We start from the raw sequence: 13898 nt of genomic DNA on the forward strand, positions 1-13898 counted from the left end.
AACGACCGCTACCCGGTCGGTACCCCGGTGACCGCCTACCCCGGTGTCCGCCCCGAGCACCCGGCCTACTCGGCGCTCGACGACCACCGCCTGGACCCTCGGCGCCGACGGCCTGGCGGTCTCGCGCAGCGAGGCCGGGCAGCACGGCTGGCGGCTCGGCCAGAGCGTCACCGTCGGCTTCACGGACGGCGCAAGCGGACCCTTCACCATCCGCGCCCTCTACGAGGGCGGCGGGCTGGCCGGGGACTACCTGATGACCCGCCAGGCCTGGGCCCCGCACCGCGGCCAGGACGCCGACACCATGGTGGCCGTCGGGCTGAAGGACGGGGTGGCGTTCGGCACGGGCAAAGCCGCCGTCGAGAAGGCCGCGGCCCCGTTCGGGAACCCGCAGGTGCAGGACCGGGACGAGTACGCGGAGAGCGCCGCCGGCGGGGTCGACATGATGCTCTCGGTGGTCTACGCGCTGCTGGCACTGGCGGTGCTGATCGCACTGCTCGGCATCGCCAACACGCTGACGCTGGCCGTGCACGAGCGGACCAGGGAGCTGGGCCTGCTGCGGGCGGTCGGACAGACCAGGGCGCAGCTGCGGGGCATGGTGCGCTGGGAGTCGGTGCTGGTGGCCGCGTTCGGAACGGTCGGCGGGCTCGGGCTCGGGGCCTTCCTCGGCTGGGCGCTGGTGCGGGCCTCGGACAGTGCGGGGACGAGCTCGTTCGCGATACCGCCGGCACAGCTCGCGGTGGTGCTGGCGGCCGGGCTGCTGGCGGGTGCGGTGGCCGGCCTCCGTCCGGCGGGCCGGGCGGCCCGGCTGGACGTGCTCCGGGCGATCGCGGCGGAGTGAGGCGGGGGCGGGGGCGACACCGGGCCGCCCACCCCGCCGGGCCTCCGCCCCGCCGGTCCGCCCGCCGTGGCAGGGCCCACCCGGCCGCGGGACTCCGCCCCGCCGTGAGTCCCGCCGTGAGGCCCGGCGTGAGTCCCGCCGTAAGTCCCGCCGTGAGTCCCGCCGTGGGTTCAGCCCTTGTGCGGGAAGACCTGCCGCAGCAGCGGGTTGGGCAGGCCGCGCTTGCGCCACTCGCGGGGGTAGCCGAGCGAGACCTCCTCGAAGCGGACGCCGTCGTAGTTGGTCACCCGGGGGATGTGCAGATGGCCGTAGATCATCGTGGCGGTGTTGAAGCGGCGGTGCCAGTCGGCCGTCAGCTCGGTGCCGCACCACTGCGCGAACTCCGGGTACCAGAGGACCTCGGTGGGGTGGCGGACCAGCGGATAGTGGTTGACCAGGACCAGCGGCAGGTCCGGGTCGTGGGCCGCGAGCCGCTGCTCGGTGATCCGGACGCGTTCACGACACCAGGAGTCGCGGTCCGGGAACGGGTCCGGGTGGAGCATCCGCTCGTCCGCGCAGACCACGCCGCTGTCGTACGCGACCGCCAGGGACTCCTCCTTGGTGGTCGTCCCCGGCGCACGGAAGGAGTAGTCGTACAGCAGGAAAAGCGGCGCGATGGCGACCGGTCCGCCAGGGCCCTCCCAGACCGGGTACGGGTCCTCGGGGGTCACGACGCCGAGGCGGCGGCAGAGCTCCAGAAGGTGCTCGTAGCGGGCCACACCGCGGAGCTGGACCGGGTCCTCGGGATGGGTCCACAGCTCGTGGTTGCCGGGCGCCCAGATGACCTTGGCGAAGCGTTCGGCGAGCAGGCCGAGCGCCCACTCGATGGAGGTGGTGAGTTCGGCGACGTCACCGGCGACGATCAACCAGTCGTCGGGGGAGTCGGGTTGTAGTTTCTCCACCAGGTCACGGTTCTCCTGGTAGGAGACGTGGAGGTCGCTCACGGCGAGCAGTCGGCCTGCCCGTCCGGGGCCTCCGGGCGCTCCGGCCCGTCCCGATTGCGCGTCACTCTGGTACTCGGTCGTCACTCCAGCCCCCTGTGTTCACCCGGCCGATGTCGCCACAGTACGGGGGCGAGCGGTCGTGGCGCCGAAGGTTGGCTGGATCGGTCGTTCGAGCGGCGGGGTTCCGCTCCCCGGGCCGGCGCCCGCCGAGGGGTGCGGGCGCCTGTCGAGCGGTGCCGGTGCCGGTGTCGGTGCCGGTGCCGTGGAGCCGGGTCCGGGATGCCGGCGCCGGGCGTCAGTCGCCGAACTGCCAGAGGACGCCGTGCCCGCCGAAGGTGGTGACGGCGAGGATGGCCAGCGCGGAGACGCCGAGCAGCAGGCCGAGGACGGCGCGCCCGCGGCGGCGGGTGCCCCGGACCAGGGCGAGCGTGCCGAGGACGATGGCGAGCGGTCCGAGGACGAGGTTGAAGAGCAGCAGGCCCGGAAGGCCGAGCAGGAAGGAGGCGACGGCCAGGTTGTCGGCCTCGGCGGTGGCGTGACGGGGCGTCCCGCCCGCGGCGGTGCTCGCGGTGCTTGTAGCGGTGCTCGCAGCGGTGCTCGTGGCTGTGCTCATGGTGACGGCTGGTCCTTCCGTGAAGGAGAGGGGGGTGAGTCTCAGTGCTGCCGCAGGCGCGCGATGCCCTCGCGGGCGCCGAACGCGAGCAGCCAGGCGGCGATGGCGGCGGAGGCGGTGAGGAAGACCGGGAGCGAGGTGTGCGCGGCGGCGCCGACGATGACACCCAGGGCGACCAGGGCGGTGAGCAGGATCATGGCGGGCCCCTCCTGTGGCCGTGCCGAGGGTCGGCACGACTTTCGGTTTACAACTGTTCGCTGAATCCTCCGCCACTCTACGCCCGACTGGCCAAGTTCGGCAAACACTTGTTTACTGAATGGCGTGAGTCACACCGTGGGGGCCAGACAGGCCCAGAAGCAGCAGAGTCGGCGCGCGTTGCTGGACGCGGGGCTGGGCCTGCTGGCCGACCAGAACCTCGCGAGCCTCGGCGTGCGCGAGGTGACCCGGGCCGCCGGGCTGTCACCGGCCGCGTTCTACCGGCACTTCCCGGACCTCGCCGCGCTCGGCGTCGCCCTGGTCGAGGAGTCGCTCGCCAGTCTTCACGTCCTGGTCCGTTCGGTGCTCGCCGGGGCGGGCGGGGCCGAGGAGCTGATCGACCGGACGGTGGACGTCATCGAGCAGCACGTCCGCGAGCACCACCCGCACGTGCGCTTCCTGGCGCGCGAGCGGCACGGGGGCGTGCGGCAGGTGCGGGAGGCGATCGACGCCGAGCTGGGCCGGTTCGCCGAGGAGGTGGACGCGGCGCTCGCGCTCCAGCCGGTGTCCCGGGGGTGGAGTCCGGAGGACCTGCGGATGCTGGCGGAGCTGTACGTCGACCGGGTGGTCTCCACGGCCGCCGCCTTCCTGGAGGCGCAGGAGGCCGGCGATCCGGGTCGGGAGCGGCGGATCGCCGTCAGCGCCCGGTTCCAGTTGCGGCTGATCAGTCTCGGTCGCCGTCACTGGCAGGGAAGTTGAGGTATTCGGCCGGTCCGGCCGCCTGACCTCTCCGTTGTGGGTGGACCCTTGACATTGCGTCATGTCCGCGCCAGCTTTGGTGCACCCCCACAACGAGAGGTCTCTCATGAAGAAGCCGCTCATAGGCATGTTCGCCGCGCTCCTGCTCGCCGGGGCAACCGCCCTCGCCGGAGCCCCCACCGCCGCAGCCCTCCCGCAGGCATCCGCCGACGGCACCCCGCAGTCGTCGCAGGCGGAACAGTCCCAGGGCCTCCAGCTCCAGGATCTCCAGCCGCAGGATCTCCAGTCCCAGGATCTCCGGCCCCAGGCCGCCGCCGCCGTGAACTTCGCCGGCACCGTGGCGCTCAGCAACTGCTCCGGCTCGCTGGTGCGCCTCCCCGCCTCGGCCGCCACCGACCCGGCCCTCGTCCTCTCCAACGGCCACTGCCTGGAGAGCGGATTCCCCGGCCCCGGTGAGGTCGTGGTCAACCAGTCCTCGAACCGCAGCTTCTCGCTGCTCAACTCGACCGGCGGCAAGGCCGCCACGCTGCGCGCCACCAAGGTGGTCTACGGGACCATGACCGACACCGACGTGTCGATCTACCAGCTGAACACCACCTACGCCGCGATCCAGTCGAAGTACGGGATCGCCCCGCTGACCATCGCGGCGGGCCACCCGGCCCAGGGCAGCTCGATCAAGGTCGTCTCCGGGTACTGGAAGAAGATCTACTCCTGCTCGATCGACGGCTTCGTGTACCGGCTGAAGGAGGGTTCCTGGACCTGGAAGGACTCGGTCCGTTACACCTCCAGCTGCAACACCATCGGCGGTACCTCCGGCTCGCCGGTGGTCGACGTCGCCACCGGCCAGGTCGTCGCCGTGAACAACACCGGCAACGAGGACGGCCAGCGCTGCACCGACAACAACCCCTGCGAGGTCGACCAGAACGGCGTGGTGACCGTCCGCCAGGGCATCAACTACGCCCAGGAGACCTACGGCATCCCGGCCTGCTTCGCCGCCGGCAACCGCCTCGACCTCACCCGTCCGGGCTGCACCCTGCCCCGCCCCTGACCAGCACACCCTTCCCCGGTGGGCCACCCGCGATCGGCGGGTGGCCCACTCGGCCGTCTACCGGACGGCCCGTCCGACCGGCAGCCGGCCGCCGGCTGCCGGAGAGTGTCCAACAGTTCCGTTGATCAGATGGAGAGTTGATGTCCACCAAGCTCAGAAGGCTGCTGGTCGCCGTTCTGCTGATACCGCTGCTCGGCCTCGGCGCGGCGACGCCCGCCCTGGCGCAGCCCGACCCGGGCGCGGGAGCCGGGGCCGGCGCGGCCGCCTCCGTCGCCGACGACCCCAAGGCCGACATCAAGGACCGGCTCGCGGCGATCCCGGGGATGACCCTCACCGAGGAGGTCCCCACCGACGCCGACCACCGTTACTTCCTGCTCACCTACACCCAGCCGATCGACCACTTCCGCCCCTGGCTGGGCACCTTCCAGCAGCGGCTGAGCGTGCTGCACCGCGGGTACGACCGGCCGACCGTGTTCTACACCAACGGCTACACGCTCCGCACCACGCCGTCCCGCACCGAGCCGGCCCGGCTGACCGACGGCAACCAGGTCTCGATCGAGTACCGCTACTTCACGCCGTCCCGCCCGGAGCCCGCCGACTGGACCAAGGCGGGCATCCGCCAGGCCGCCACCGACTCGCACCGGATCATCACCGCGCTGAAGCGGATCTACCAGCGCGAGTGGCTCTCCACCGGGGCCAGCAAGGGCGGCATGTCCTCGACCTACCACCGCCGCTTCTTCCCCGACGACGTGAACGGCACCATCGCGTACGTCGCGCCGAACGACGTCGACAACCGCGAGGACTCCGCCTACACCGAGTTCTTCCAGAACGTCGGCACCCCGGAGTGCCGTGCCGCGCTCGCCGCCGCCCAGCGTGAGCTGCTGGTCCGCCGCGACCGGCTGGAGGCCCGCTTCGTGGCGGACAACGAGAAGGCCGGCTCGACGTTCACCACCACCGGCAGTGCCGACCGGGCTTACGAGGCCGGCGCGCTCGACACCGTCTGGGCGTTCTGGCAGTACAGCACCGAGGCGGACTGCGCCGGCGTCCCGGTGGCGGCCACCGCCACCGACGACCAGCTGTACGCGTGGTTCGACGCCCAGGTCGGCATCACCGGCAACAGTGACCAGTCGCTCGCCACGTACACCCCGTACTACTACCAGGCGGGCACCGAGCTGGGCTCGCCGACGTTCGAGGTGCCGCACCTCAAGGGCGTGCAGCACTACGACTTCAAGGAGCTGTACTCGCCGCGCACCTACGTGCCGAAGAACATCCCGATGCGCTTCGACCCGTCGGCGATGCGTGACATCGACCGCTGGGTTCGGCACTCGGCCGAACGGATCATCTTCGTCTACGGGCAGAACGACCCGTGGGGTGCCGAGCCGTTCCGGCTGGGCTGGGGCAGCGAGGACAGCTACGTCTACACCGTGCCCGGCGGCAACCACGGCTCCAACATCGGCAAGCTGCCGCCGGCGGAGTCGGCGGCGGCCGCCGCCAAGGTGCTGGAGTGGGCTGGTCTGGCCGACCCGGGCGCCCGCTCGCTCGCCCAGGGCCACCAGATCCCGCCGTTCGGCCCGCTGGACGAGGAGGGCCTGAAGGTGGAGCGCGACCGGCCGTAACGGTCGCGCGCTCCGTCCAGGGGCCACCCGCCGGCCACCACGCCGGCGGGTGGCCCTTTCGCCTGCCCGCGCCGCGCTGCGCCGCGCACGCCTGCCCGCGCCGCGCCCGCATCCCCGGCCCGTCCCCCCCAAGTCCCACCCGCATCCCCGCGCCGCGCCCGCATCCCCGTGCCGCGCCCCCGCCCCCTCGCGCGCCGCGGCCGAATCCCCGCGCGCCCCCTCCCCGAAGCAGTGAATCGGTGCTTCAATGCTTCCATGGCCTACCGACGCACCCCCGCCGTCCAAGCCCGCCTGGACGCCCAGCGCGAGGCGGTGCTCCAGGCCGCCGTCGGGCTGCTCGCCGAGCGCGGCTACGGGGGCTGCTCGATGGCCGCCGTGGCGGAACGCGCCGGAATCGCCACCGGCAGCCTCTACCAGCACTTCGCCAACAAGGCCGAGCTGTCGGTCGAGCTGTTCCGCCGGGTGGTCACCCGCGAGATCGCCGCCGTCAACGAGGCCGTCGCCCGCCGTGAGACCCCGCAGCAGCGGGTCGCCGCCGTCGTCGAGACCTTCGCCGCCCGCGCCCTACGCGCGCCGAGGCTCGCCTACGCCCTGCTGGTCGAGCCGGCCGACGGCGTCGTGGACAGCGAACGCCTGGTGTTCCGGCGGGCGTTCCGCGACGTGATCGCCGCCCAGATCACCGCCGCCGTGGCGGCCGGCGAACTGCCCCGCCAGGACCCGGAACTCACCGCCGCCGCCCTGGTCGGCGCGGTCGGCGAGGCCCTGGCCGGCCCGCTCGTGGCGGCCCACACCCCCGCCACCGGGGACACCGTGCCCGAGGTGGTCCCCGCCCTGGTCTCCTTCACCCTGCGTGCCCTGGGAGGACGCGATGACAGCGACGCATGAGGTCACCAACCAGGTGCCCCTGCCGTACGGACACGACACCGCCGACGATCCGGCTCTGCTCGCCGCCCTGCACCGGGCCGGCGCCGGCTGGGCCGAGCCGGAACTGCACGAGCTCGGCCGCCTGGCCGGCTCCGAGCAGGCCGCCGAGTGGGGCCGGCTGGCCAACGAGTACCCGCCCGTGCTGCGCACCCACGACCGCTTCGGCCACCGGATCGACGAGGTGGAGTTCCACCCCGCCTGGCACGAGCTGATGCGCACCGCGGTCGGCCACGGCCTGCACGCCGCGCCCTGGCGCGACGACCGGCCCGGCGCGCACTCCGCCCGGGCGGCCAAGTTCCTCGTGTGGGGCCAGGTCGAGGCCGGTCACACCTGCCCGATCTCGATGACCTACGCCGCCGTCCCCGCCCTGCGCGCGACCCCCGCCCTCGCCGAGGGGCTGGAGCCGCTGCTCGCCTCGACCGCGTACGACTTCGGGCTGCGCGAGCCGCACGGCAAGCGCGGGCTGATCGCCGGCATGTCGATGACGGAGAAGCAGGGCGGTTCGGACGTCCGCACCAACACCACCACCGCCGCGCCGCACGCGGACGGCACCTACCGGCTGACCGGCCACAAGTGGTTCACCTCGGCGCCGATGTCGGACCTCTTCCTGACGCTGGCCCAGGCGCCCGGCGGGCTCAGCTGCTTCATGCTGCCGCGCGTCCTCCCGGACGGCAGCCGCAACCGGCTCCGGATCCAGCGGCTCAAGGACAAGCTGGGCAACAAGTCGAACGCCTCCGCCGAACTCGAGTACGACGAGGCGGTCGGCTGGCTGGTCGGGGAGGAGGGCCGGGGCGTCCCGACCATCATCGAGATGGTCAACATGACCCGCCTCGACTGCACCATCGGCGCCGCCTCCGGCATGCGGCTCGGCGCCACCCGGGCCGTCCAGCACGCCGTCCACCGGCACGCGTTCGGCAGGGCGCTGGTCGACCAGCCGCTGATGCGCAACGTGCTGGCCGACCTGGTGGTGGAGTCCGAGGCGGCGACCACCGTCGCGATGCGGCTCGCCGAGGCCACCGACAAGGCGCTCGCCGGGGACGAGACCGAGGCGCTGGTCCGGCGGCTGGGGCTGGCGGTCTCCAAGTACTGGGTCTGCAAGCGCGGTCCGGCGCACGCCGCCGAGGCGCTGGAGTGCCTGGGCGGCAACGGCTACGTCGAGGAGTCCGGCATGCCCCGGCTCTACCGGGAGGCGCCGCTGGTCTCGATCTGGGAGGGCTCGGGCAACGTCGCCGCCCTGGACGCGCTGCGCGCCATGGCCAAGCGGCCGGACACCGTCGAGGCCTTCCTCGGCGAGCTGGACGCGGCGGCCGGCGCGGACCGCAGGCTCGACGCCGCCGTCGCCGACCTCCGCAAGCAGCTCTCCGACCAGGACGACCTGGAGTTCCGCACCCGCCGGCTGGTCGAGTCGATGGCGCTGGCCTTCCAGGGCTCGCTGCTGGTCCGCCACGGCGACCCGGCAGTGGCCGACGCGTTCTGCGCCTCCCGCCTCGGCGGCGACCACGGCGCCGCCTTCGGCACGCTGCCCGCCGGCACCGACGCCGGGGCGATCATCGACCGCGCCCGCCCGGTGCCCGCATGAGCGGCGGCGCACCGGTGCCGGCAGGCCCCGACGCCCGGTCAGCCGGGTCAGCCGAGACGGCAGAGGCAGCCGAGACGGCCGAGGTCCGCGCCTTCTGGCAGCGCCTCGGCCTGCCCGGCCTGGTCGACGTGCACACCCACTTCATGCCGAAGAACGTCCTCGACAAGGTGTGGGCGTACTTCGACGCGGCCGGTCCGCTGGTCGACCGGCCGTGGCCGATCACCTACCGCCAGACCGAGGACGAACGCGTCCGGCGGCTGCGGGACTTCGGCGTCCGGGCGTTCACTTCGATGCTCTACCCGCACAAGCCCGGCATGGCCGCCTGGCTCAACGGCTGGTCCGCCGACTTCGCCGCCCGCACGCCGGACTGCCTGCACACCGCCACCTTCTTCCCCGAACCCGGCGCGCCCGGGTACGTGGCCCGGGCGGTCGAGGACGGCGCCCGGGTATTCAAGGCGCACCTCCAGGTCGGCGGGTACGACCCGACGGACCGGCGGCTGGACGAGGTCTGGGGGCTGCTGGCCGAGACCGGCACCCCGGTGGTGACGCACTGCGGCTCCGGCCCGGTCCCCGGCAAGCACACCGGCCCCGGTCCGATCGGTGAGGTGCTGGCCAGGCACCCCCGCCTGGTCCTGGTGGTCGCCCACCTCGGGCTGCCCGAGTACACGGACTTCCTCGACCTCGCCGAGCGCTACCCGGAGGTCCGGCTCGACACCACCATGGCGTTCACCGATTTCGTGGAGCGCGACACCCCGTTCCCGCCCGCCGGGCTGCCCCGGCTGGCCGGGCTCGGGGACCGCGTCCTGCTCGGCAGCGACTTCCCCAACATCCCGTACCGGTACGTGCACCAGCTGGAGGTGCTGGACCGGCTGGGGCTGGGGGAGGACTGGCTGCGCGCCGTCTGCCACGACAACGCGGCCCGGCTGTTCGGGCTCCCCGCGCCCACCGGCTGACCGCCCACCCGCCAGGGGCGCGCCCATCCCGCCGGGGCACCCACCCCACCGAGGGTGCCCACCCCACCGGGGGCGCCCGCCCGCGCTCAGCCCACCCGGCGCAGGACCTCCACCACCTCCCCGTGCAGGGCGGGCGGGGCGGCCAGGAAGCTGTCGGAGCCGGCCGTCCAGGCCGCCCCGGCCGCGTCCGTGACCGTCGCGCCCGCCTCGGCCGCGATCAGCGCGCCCGGCAGCAGGTTGCCCGCGTCCGCCCCGTACTCCCAGAACAGCGTGAGGTGCCCGGAGCCGACCTGGGCGACCTGCAGCGCCGTCGGCCCCAGGTTGCGCACCGCCAGCACCTCGCCCAGGACCGCCGTCAGCGACTCGCCCGCCCGGCGCAGCGCCACCCGGTCCCCGGCGGCCGACGGCGGCTGGCTGGTGGCGGCGACGGCGACCGGCAGTTCGCGCTCCAGCGGCGCGACGGCGCGCCCGTCCAGCTCGGCGCCGCCGCCCCGTACGGCCCGGTACGTCCGCCCGCCGAGCTCCGGCGCGTGCACCACGGCCAGCACCGCGACGCCGTCCCGGACCAGGGTCGCGGTGACCGCCCAGTGCGGCTGGCCGAGCAGGTACTGCACGGCGCCGTCGGTGGCGTCGCAGAGCCACCACTCGCCCGCGGCCGGCACCGTGCCCTCCAGCTCGTCCGTCACCCAGCCGGCCTGCGGGCGCAGTACGCCCAGCCGGGCCCGGAGTTCGGCGGCGGCCGGGCCGTCCAGCTCGGCGAAGTGCGCCATCGCCTCCGCCGCCGTCCGGCCGGGGGTGGGCTCGGCCGGACGCAGCGCCGCCAGCCGCGCACCGACCTCGCGCACCGCCGCCTCGACCCCGGGCAGCAGCTCCCTGAGCTCCGCGACCTCGTCCGTCCCCTGCGCCGCCACGCCGTCCGTCCCCTGCGCCGCCACCCGATCGGTCACGTGGCTCACCTGGCTCATCGCCGTCCTCCTGTCTCCGGTCCCGCCGGCCGCGATCTTCCGGCCGCCCGGGACAAGGAGTACCGTCCGTGCTGCCGAACAGGACTCTGCAACAGCCGGAAGCGACGGAGATCGGACACCATGGACCTCTCGACAGCCGATCCGGACACCGTGCTGGACACCCTGGACCGCCGTCTGGTCTGCGCGCTGCAGATCGACGGCCGGGCCGAGACCGGCCGGATCGCCGAGGTGCTCGGGGTCTCCGCCCGCACGGTCACCCGCCGGCTGGCCCGGATGCAGCAGGCCGGGCTGCTGCGGGTGGTCCGGATGCCCGACGTCGAGGACGCCGCGGTCGGCGCGCTGCTGCTCCGGGTCCGGGTGCTGCGCGGGAAGGTCGACACCATCGCACAGGCCCTGGCCGACCGGCCGGACGTGCCGTTCGTCGACGTGATGCTCGGCGGCCAGGAGGTCGGCGCGGTGATGCTCGGCGACGCCGGCTCCCGGGACCGGCTGCTGTACGCGCAGCTGCCGGCCACCGCCGCGGTCACCGAGACCACCACCCACGCCGTGCTGCACGCCTTCTCCGACGCGGGGCAGTGGCAGGCCGGCCACCTGGACGAGGACGAGGTGGCCGCCCTCACCCCGCCGGCCGTGCCGCGGGCGCACCCGGGGGAGACCGCGCTCGACGAGCTCGACCGCGCCCTGCTGGCCAGGCTCGCCGTCGACGCCCGGCAGTCCCACGCCGCGCTGGCGGCGGCCGTCGGCGCGCCGGAGTCGACCGTCCGGCGCCGGCTGCACCGGCTCGCCGCGGCGGGGCTGCTGCGTACCCACGCCACCGTCGATCCGCGGCTGTTGGGCATGGCCGTGGACGCCAACCTCTGGCTCGACGTCCCGCCGGGCCGGCTCGCGGAGGTCGGGACGGCGCTCGCCCGGCACCCGCAGGTGCACGGCGTCTTCGCCACCAGCGGGCCGGCCAACCTGATGGCGGCTCTGTTCTGTACGGACCACGGCGGGCTCTACCGCTTCCTCACCGGGACGCTCGGACCGCTGGGTGTCGACCGGGCCGAGACCGCCATCGTGGCCCGCGCGGTCAAGCGGGCCGGCGTGCCCCTCCAGCGGCCCGCCCCGAACGCGCACCGGCCGCCGCACACCCGGGCCCCCGGGGCGTCGCGCACCCGGGCGTCGCGCACCCGGGCGTCCGAGCCGCCGCGCACCCGGGCCGCCTCCGGGGCATGACCCCGGAGGTAATCGACGCCTCCGAACCGGCCGGGCAGAGTGGTGAACACCCCGGGAACGCCGACCGCACCGGGGACCAGAACCCCACCTCCGGAGGCTGATCCGCCATGTCCGCGAACACCTTCACCGCCGCCCGCGCCACCACCGGCACCACCACCGGCACCACCACCGGCACCGCCGCCGACCGGAAGGCCCGGCGGAACCTGCGCCGCTTCCTCGCCCTGGACGCGGTGGTCAGCGGGGGCAACGGTCTCGCCTACCTGGCCTTCGCCGGCCCGCTCGGCGACCTGCTCGGCGTCGGCGCCTCCACCCTGGTCGAACTCGGCGCCGTCCTCGCGGCGTTCGGCCTCGCCGTCGCCCTGCTGGCCGCCCGCCCCCGCCCCACCCGGCCGGCCGTGCAGGCGGTGATCGACATCAACCTGGCCTGGGCGGTGCTCAGCCTGGTGGCGATGGAGTTCTGGCTGGAGCCGAGCACCGCCGGCCTGGTCTGGATCCCGCTGCAGGCCGGCACCGTGATGCTGTTCGCCGTCCTCCAGTTCACCGCCCTGCGCCGCACGGCCGCCGCCGCCCGCCCCAGCTGAAGCCGGACCGCCGCCCGGACCGGCCGCCGCCGCCCGCCCCAGCTGAAGCGGGACCGCTACGGGTTCAGCGCCGCCTGCAGGAACGCGACCGTCTCCGCGTCGGCCGGGAGGAACGTCTCCATGGCCAGCTCGGAGACGGTCACGTCCATGGGCGTGTTGAAGGTCGCGATGGTGGAGAGGAACGACAGCACCCGGCCCTCGTACGCGATCCGCAGGGGCAGCGCGAACGGGAACAGCTCGGTGATGTCCTCCTCCGGCTCCTGGAGCGCCGACTCCGGCTCGGGGTAGGCCGAGACCTCCTCGAACAGCCGGCGCAGCGGCTCGGAGCGGACCAGCGAGATCTGGTGCTCCATCCGCTCCAGCAGGTGCCGGCGCCACTGCCGGAAGTTGACGATGCGCGGCGCCACGCCCTCGGGGTGCAGGGTGATCCGCATCGCGTTCAGCGGCGGCTCCAGCAGGTGCGGGGCGACGCCGGTGAGCAGCAGGCCGAGCGAGCGGTTGGCCGCCAGCACCCGGAAGGTGCCGTCGACCACCAGGGCCGGGTACGGGTCGTGCGCGGCCAGCAGCCGCTCCACGCCGCCCCGCAGCGCGTCCATCGCCGGGTCGTCCAGCGGAGTCTCGGGGTAGTGCGGGGCGTAACCGGCGGCCAGCAGCAGGGAGTTGCGCTCGCGCACCGGGACGTCCAGGTGCTCGGCGAGCCGGAGCACCATCTCCTGGCTCGGGCGGGACCGCCCGTTCTCGATGAAGCTGATGTGCCGGGTCGAGGAGTCGGCCTGGAGGGCCAGCTGCAGCTGGCTGAGCTGTCGCCGTTCGCGCCAGCCGCGCAGCAGCGGCCCGACTCCCGTACCCGCCTCGGCACCCATGACACCGATGATCGCCATGAGCAGGAAACTACTGCGCTCAGACGCCGGTGGTCGACCCCGGCCGGATGATCATCAGCACCACGACCACCGCCCAGAGCAGGTTGAAGACGCCGGCGGTCATCGGCAGCAGTCGCAGGCCCTGGACCGCCTTGCCGTGCTCCGGTGCCGCGGCGTCGAGGTCGAGCGCGTCCACCGCCGCCTGCTGGGGGGGCAGCACGAAGAGCAGCAGGGAGAGCGCGGCGAGCGCGGTGAGCACCATCGAGACGATCAGCCAGGACTGTCCGAGCACGTCCATCACCTGGGCCACGCCGATGCCCATCACCGGGACGGCTATCCCCAGCAGGGCGTAGACCTGGGTGATCCGGTGCAGCAGGCGCAGCGTGCCCGCCTCGGCCGCCCGGTCGGGGCCGCCGGCCAGCGCGGCCTTCGCCCGGCGCGGGAACATGCTGACGGCCACCGCCACCGGGCCGATGAACAGCACCGAGGCGAGGACGTGCAGGCTCAGCAGGAACTTGGCCATGGCGGGAGCACCCCTTGATCCAACGGGGGCTGCGCGCCGGCGACACGGCGCGGGCAGCCGGGGCCGTCGGTTTCCGTGCCCCGAGCAGGCACGCTAACACCGCTTATCCGGGGCCCGGCCGCGTGGGGTCGGGCCCCGGAGCGGGGCGGGCGGCTGATCGCCGCGCGCTTCGTCCAGGGCGCGGCGTCCGGGGGGATGGTGCCGTCCGCCCTCGGGCTGATCCTCTCCACGACCCCGCGGGAACGC

14 protein-coding genes and 1 pseudogene are annotated in these 13898 nt (G+C 74.1%); 9 read left to right on the forward strand and 6 right to left on the reverse strand.

The genetic code is table 11. The features are described 5' to 3' along the window. Positions 1 to 97: 97 nt before the first annotated feature. A pseudogene (locus ABZ885_RS24475) lies at positions 98 to 838 on the forward strand (ABC transporter permease); the annotation flags it as partial. A gap of 170 nt (positions 839 to 1008) precedes the next feature. On the opposite strand, the gene ABZ885_RS24480 reads toward ABZ885_RS24475, so the two are convergent. From ABZ885_RS24480 to ABZ885_RS24490, 3 genes are all read right to left on the reverse strand, one after another. Beyond that, entirely contained in the window at positions 1009 to 1830 is an 822-nt protein-coding gene (locus ABZ885_RS24480; RefSeq protein WP_360192439.1) for a metallophosphoesterase, read from the reverse strand. A gap of 286 nt (positions 1831 to 2116) precedes the next feature. Then, complete coding sequence (locus ABZ885_RS24485; RefSeq protein WP_360192404.1) at positions 2117 to 2434, reverse strand: DUF4190 domain-containing protein; 318 nt, start codon at positions 2432 to 2434, stop codon at positions 2117 to 2119. A 41-nt stretch (positions 2435 to 2475) separates the two neighbouring features. Continuing rightward, positions 2476 to 2631, reverse strand: coding sequence for a hypothetical protein (locus ABZ885_RS24490; protein ID WP_360192407.1), 156 nt, complete (start codon positions 2629 to 2631; stop codon positions 2476 to 2478). Positions 2632 to 2755: 124 nt separating this feature from the next. Between ABZ885_RS24490 and ABZ885_RS24495 the strand changes: the two genes are divergently transcribed. The 6 genes from ABZ885_RS24495 to ABZ885_RS24520 all read left to right on the forward strand — a co-directional run bounded on the left by ABZ885_RS24495 (position 2756) and on the right by ABZ885_RS24520 (position 9508). Continuing rightward, the gene (locus ABZ885_RS24495; RefSeq protein WP_360192410.1) at positions 2756 to 3388 is read left to right on the forward strand and encodes a TetR family transcriptional regulator; all 633 of its coding nucleotides are present in this window, start codon (positions 2756 to 2758) and stop codon (positions 3386 to 3388) included. A 106-nt stretch (positions 3389 to 3494) separates the two neighbouring features. After that, on the forward strand, positions 3495 to 4436 hold the full coding sequence (locus ABZ885_RS24500) for a serine protease (RefSeq protein ID WP_360192412.1): 942 nt from the start codon (positions 3495 to 3497) through the stop codon (positions 4434 to 4436). Positions 4437 to 4576: 140 nt separating this feature from the next. Continuing rightward, positions 4577 to 6052, forward strand: coding sequence for a S28 family serine protease (locus ABZ885_RS24505; RefSeq protein WP_360192415.1), 1476 nt, complete (start codon positions 4577 to 4579; stop codon positions 6050 to 6052). 255 nt (positions 6053 to 6307) lie between these two features. Next, positions 6308 to 6937, forward strand: a complete 630-nt coding sequence (locus ABZ885_RS24510; protein ID WP_360192418.1) for a TetR/AcrR family transcriptional regulator — start codon at positions 6308 to 6310, stop codon at positions 6935 to 6937. Beyond that, the gene (locus tag ABZ885_RS24515; protein ID WP_360192420.1) at positions 6921 to 8555 is read left to right on the forward strand and encodes an acyl-CoA dehydrogenase family protein; all 1635 of its coding nucleotides are present in this window, start codon (positions 6921 to 6923) and stop codon (positions 8553 to 8555) included. The genes ABZ885_RS24510 and ABZ885_RS24515 overlap by 17 nt, the downstream gene beginning before the upstream one ends. Beyond that, positions 8552 to 9508 carry an amidohydrolase family protein gene (locus ABZ885_RS24520; protein ID WP_360192423.1) on the forward strand — a complete coding sequence of 319 codons (957 nt, stop codon included), beginning with the start codon at positions 8552 to 8554 and terminating at the stop codon, positions 9506 to 9508. The genes ABZ885_RS24515 and ABZ885_RS24520 overlap by 4 nt, the downstream gene beginning before the upstream one ends. 86 nt (positions 9509 to 9594) lie before the next feature. Here ABZ885_RS24520 and ABZ885_RS24525 read toward each other — a convergent pair whose 3' ends face one another. Next, complete coding sequence (locus ABZ885_RS24525) at positions 9595 to 10473, reverse strand: inositol monophosphatase family protein (protein WP_360192425.1); 879 nt, start codon at positions 10471 to 10473, stop codon at positions 9595 to 9597. Between the two features lie 120 nt (positions 10474 to 10593). Here ABZ885_RS24525 and ABZ885_RS24530 point away from each other — a divergent pair, with 120 nt between their 5' ends. Together ABZ885_RS24530 and ABZ885_RS24535 are read left to right on the forward strand one after the other, a co-directional pair. Beyond that, entirely contained in the window at positions 10594 to 11688 is a 1095-nt protein-coding gene (locus ABZ885_RS24530) for an Lrp/AsnC family transcriptional regulator (protein ID WP_360192428.1), read from the forward strand. A 107-nt stretch (positions 11689 to 11795) separates the two neighbouring features. Beyond that, positions 11796 to 12269, forward strand: a complete 474-nt coding sequence (locus ABZ885_RS24535; RefSeq protein ID WP_360192430.1) for a hypothetical protein — start codon at positions 11796 to 11798, stop codon at positions 12267 to 12269. A 56-nt stretch (positions 12270 to 12325) separates the two neighbouring features. On the opposite strand, the gene ABZ885_RS24540 is transcribed toward ABZ885_RS24535, so the two are convergent. Then, on the reverse strand, positions 12326 to 13150 hold the full coding sequence (locus ABZ885_RS24540; RefSeq protein ID WP_360192433.1) for a helix-turn-helix domain-containing protein: 825 nt from the start codon (positions 13148 to 13150) through the stop codon (positions 12326 to 12328). A gap of 19 nt (positions 13151 to 13169) precedes the next feature. Further along, positions 13170 to 13652 carry a DUF2269 family protein gene (locus tag ABZ885_RS24545; RefSeq protein WP_360192436.1) on the reverse strand — a complete coding sequence of 161 codons (483 nt, stop codon included), beginning with the start codon at positions 13650 to 13652 and terminating at the stop codon, positions 13170 to 13172. Positions 13653 to 13898 lie beyond the last annotated feature (246 nt).

The organism is Kitasatospora sp. NPDC047058 (assembly GCF_040643935.1).
Taxonomy (GTDB): domain Bacteria; phylum Actinomycetota; class Actinomycetes; order Streptomycetales; family Streptomycetaceae; genus Kitasatospora.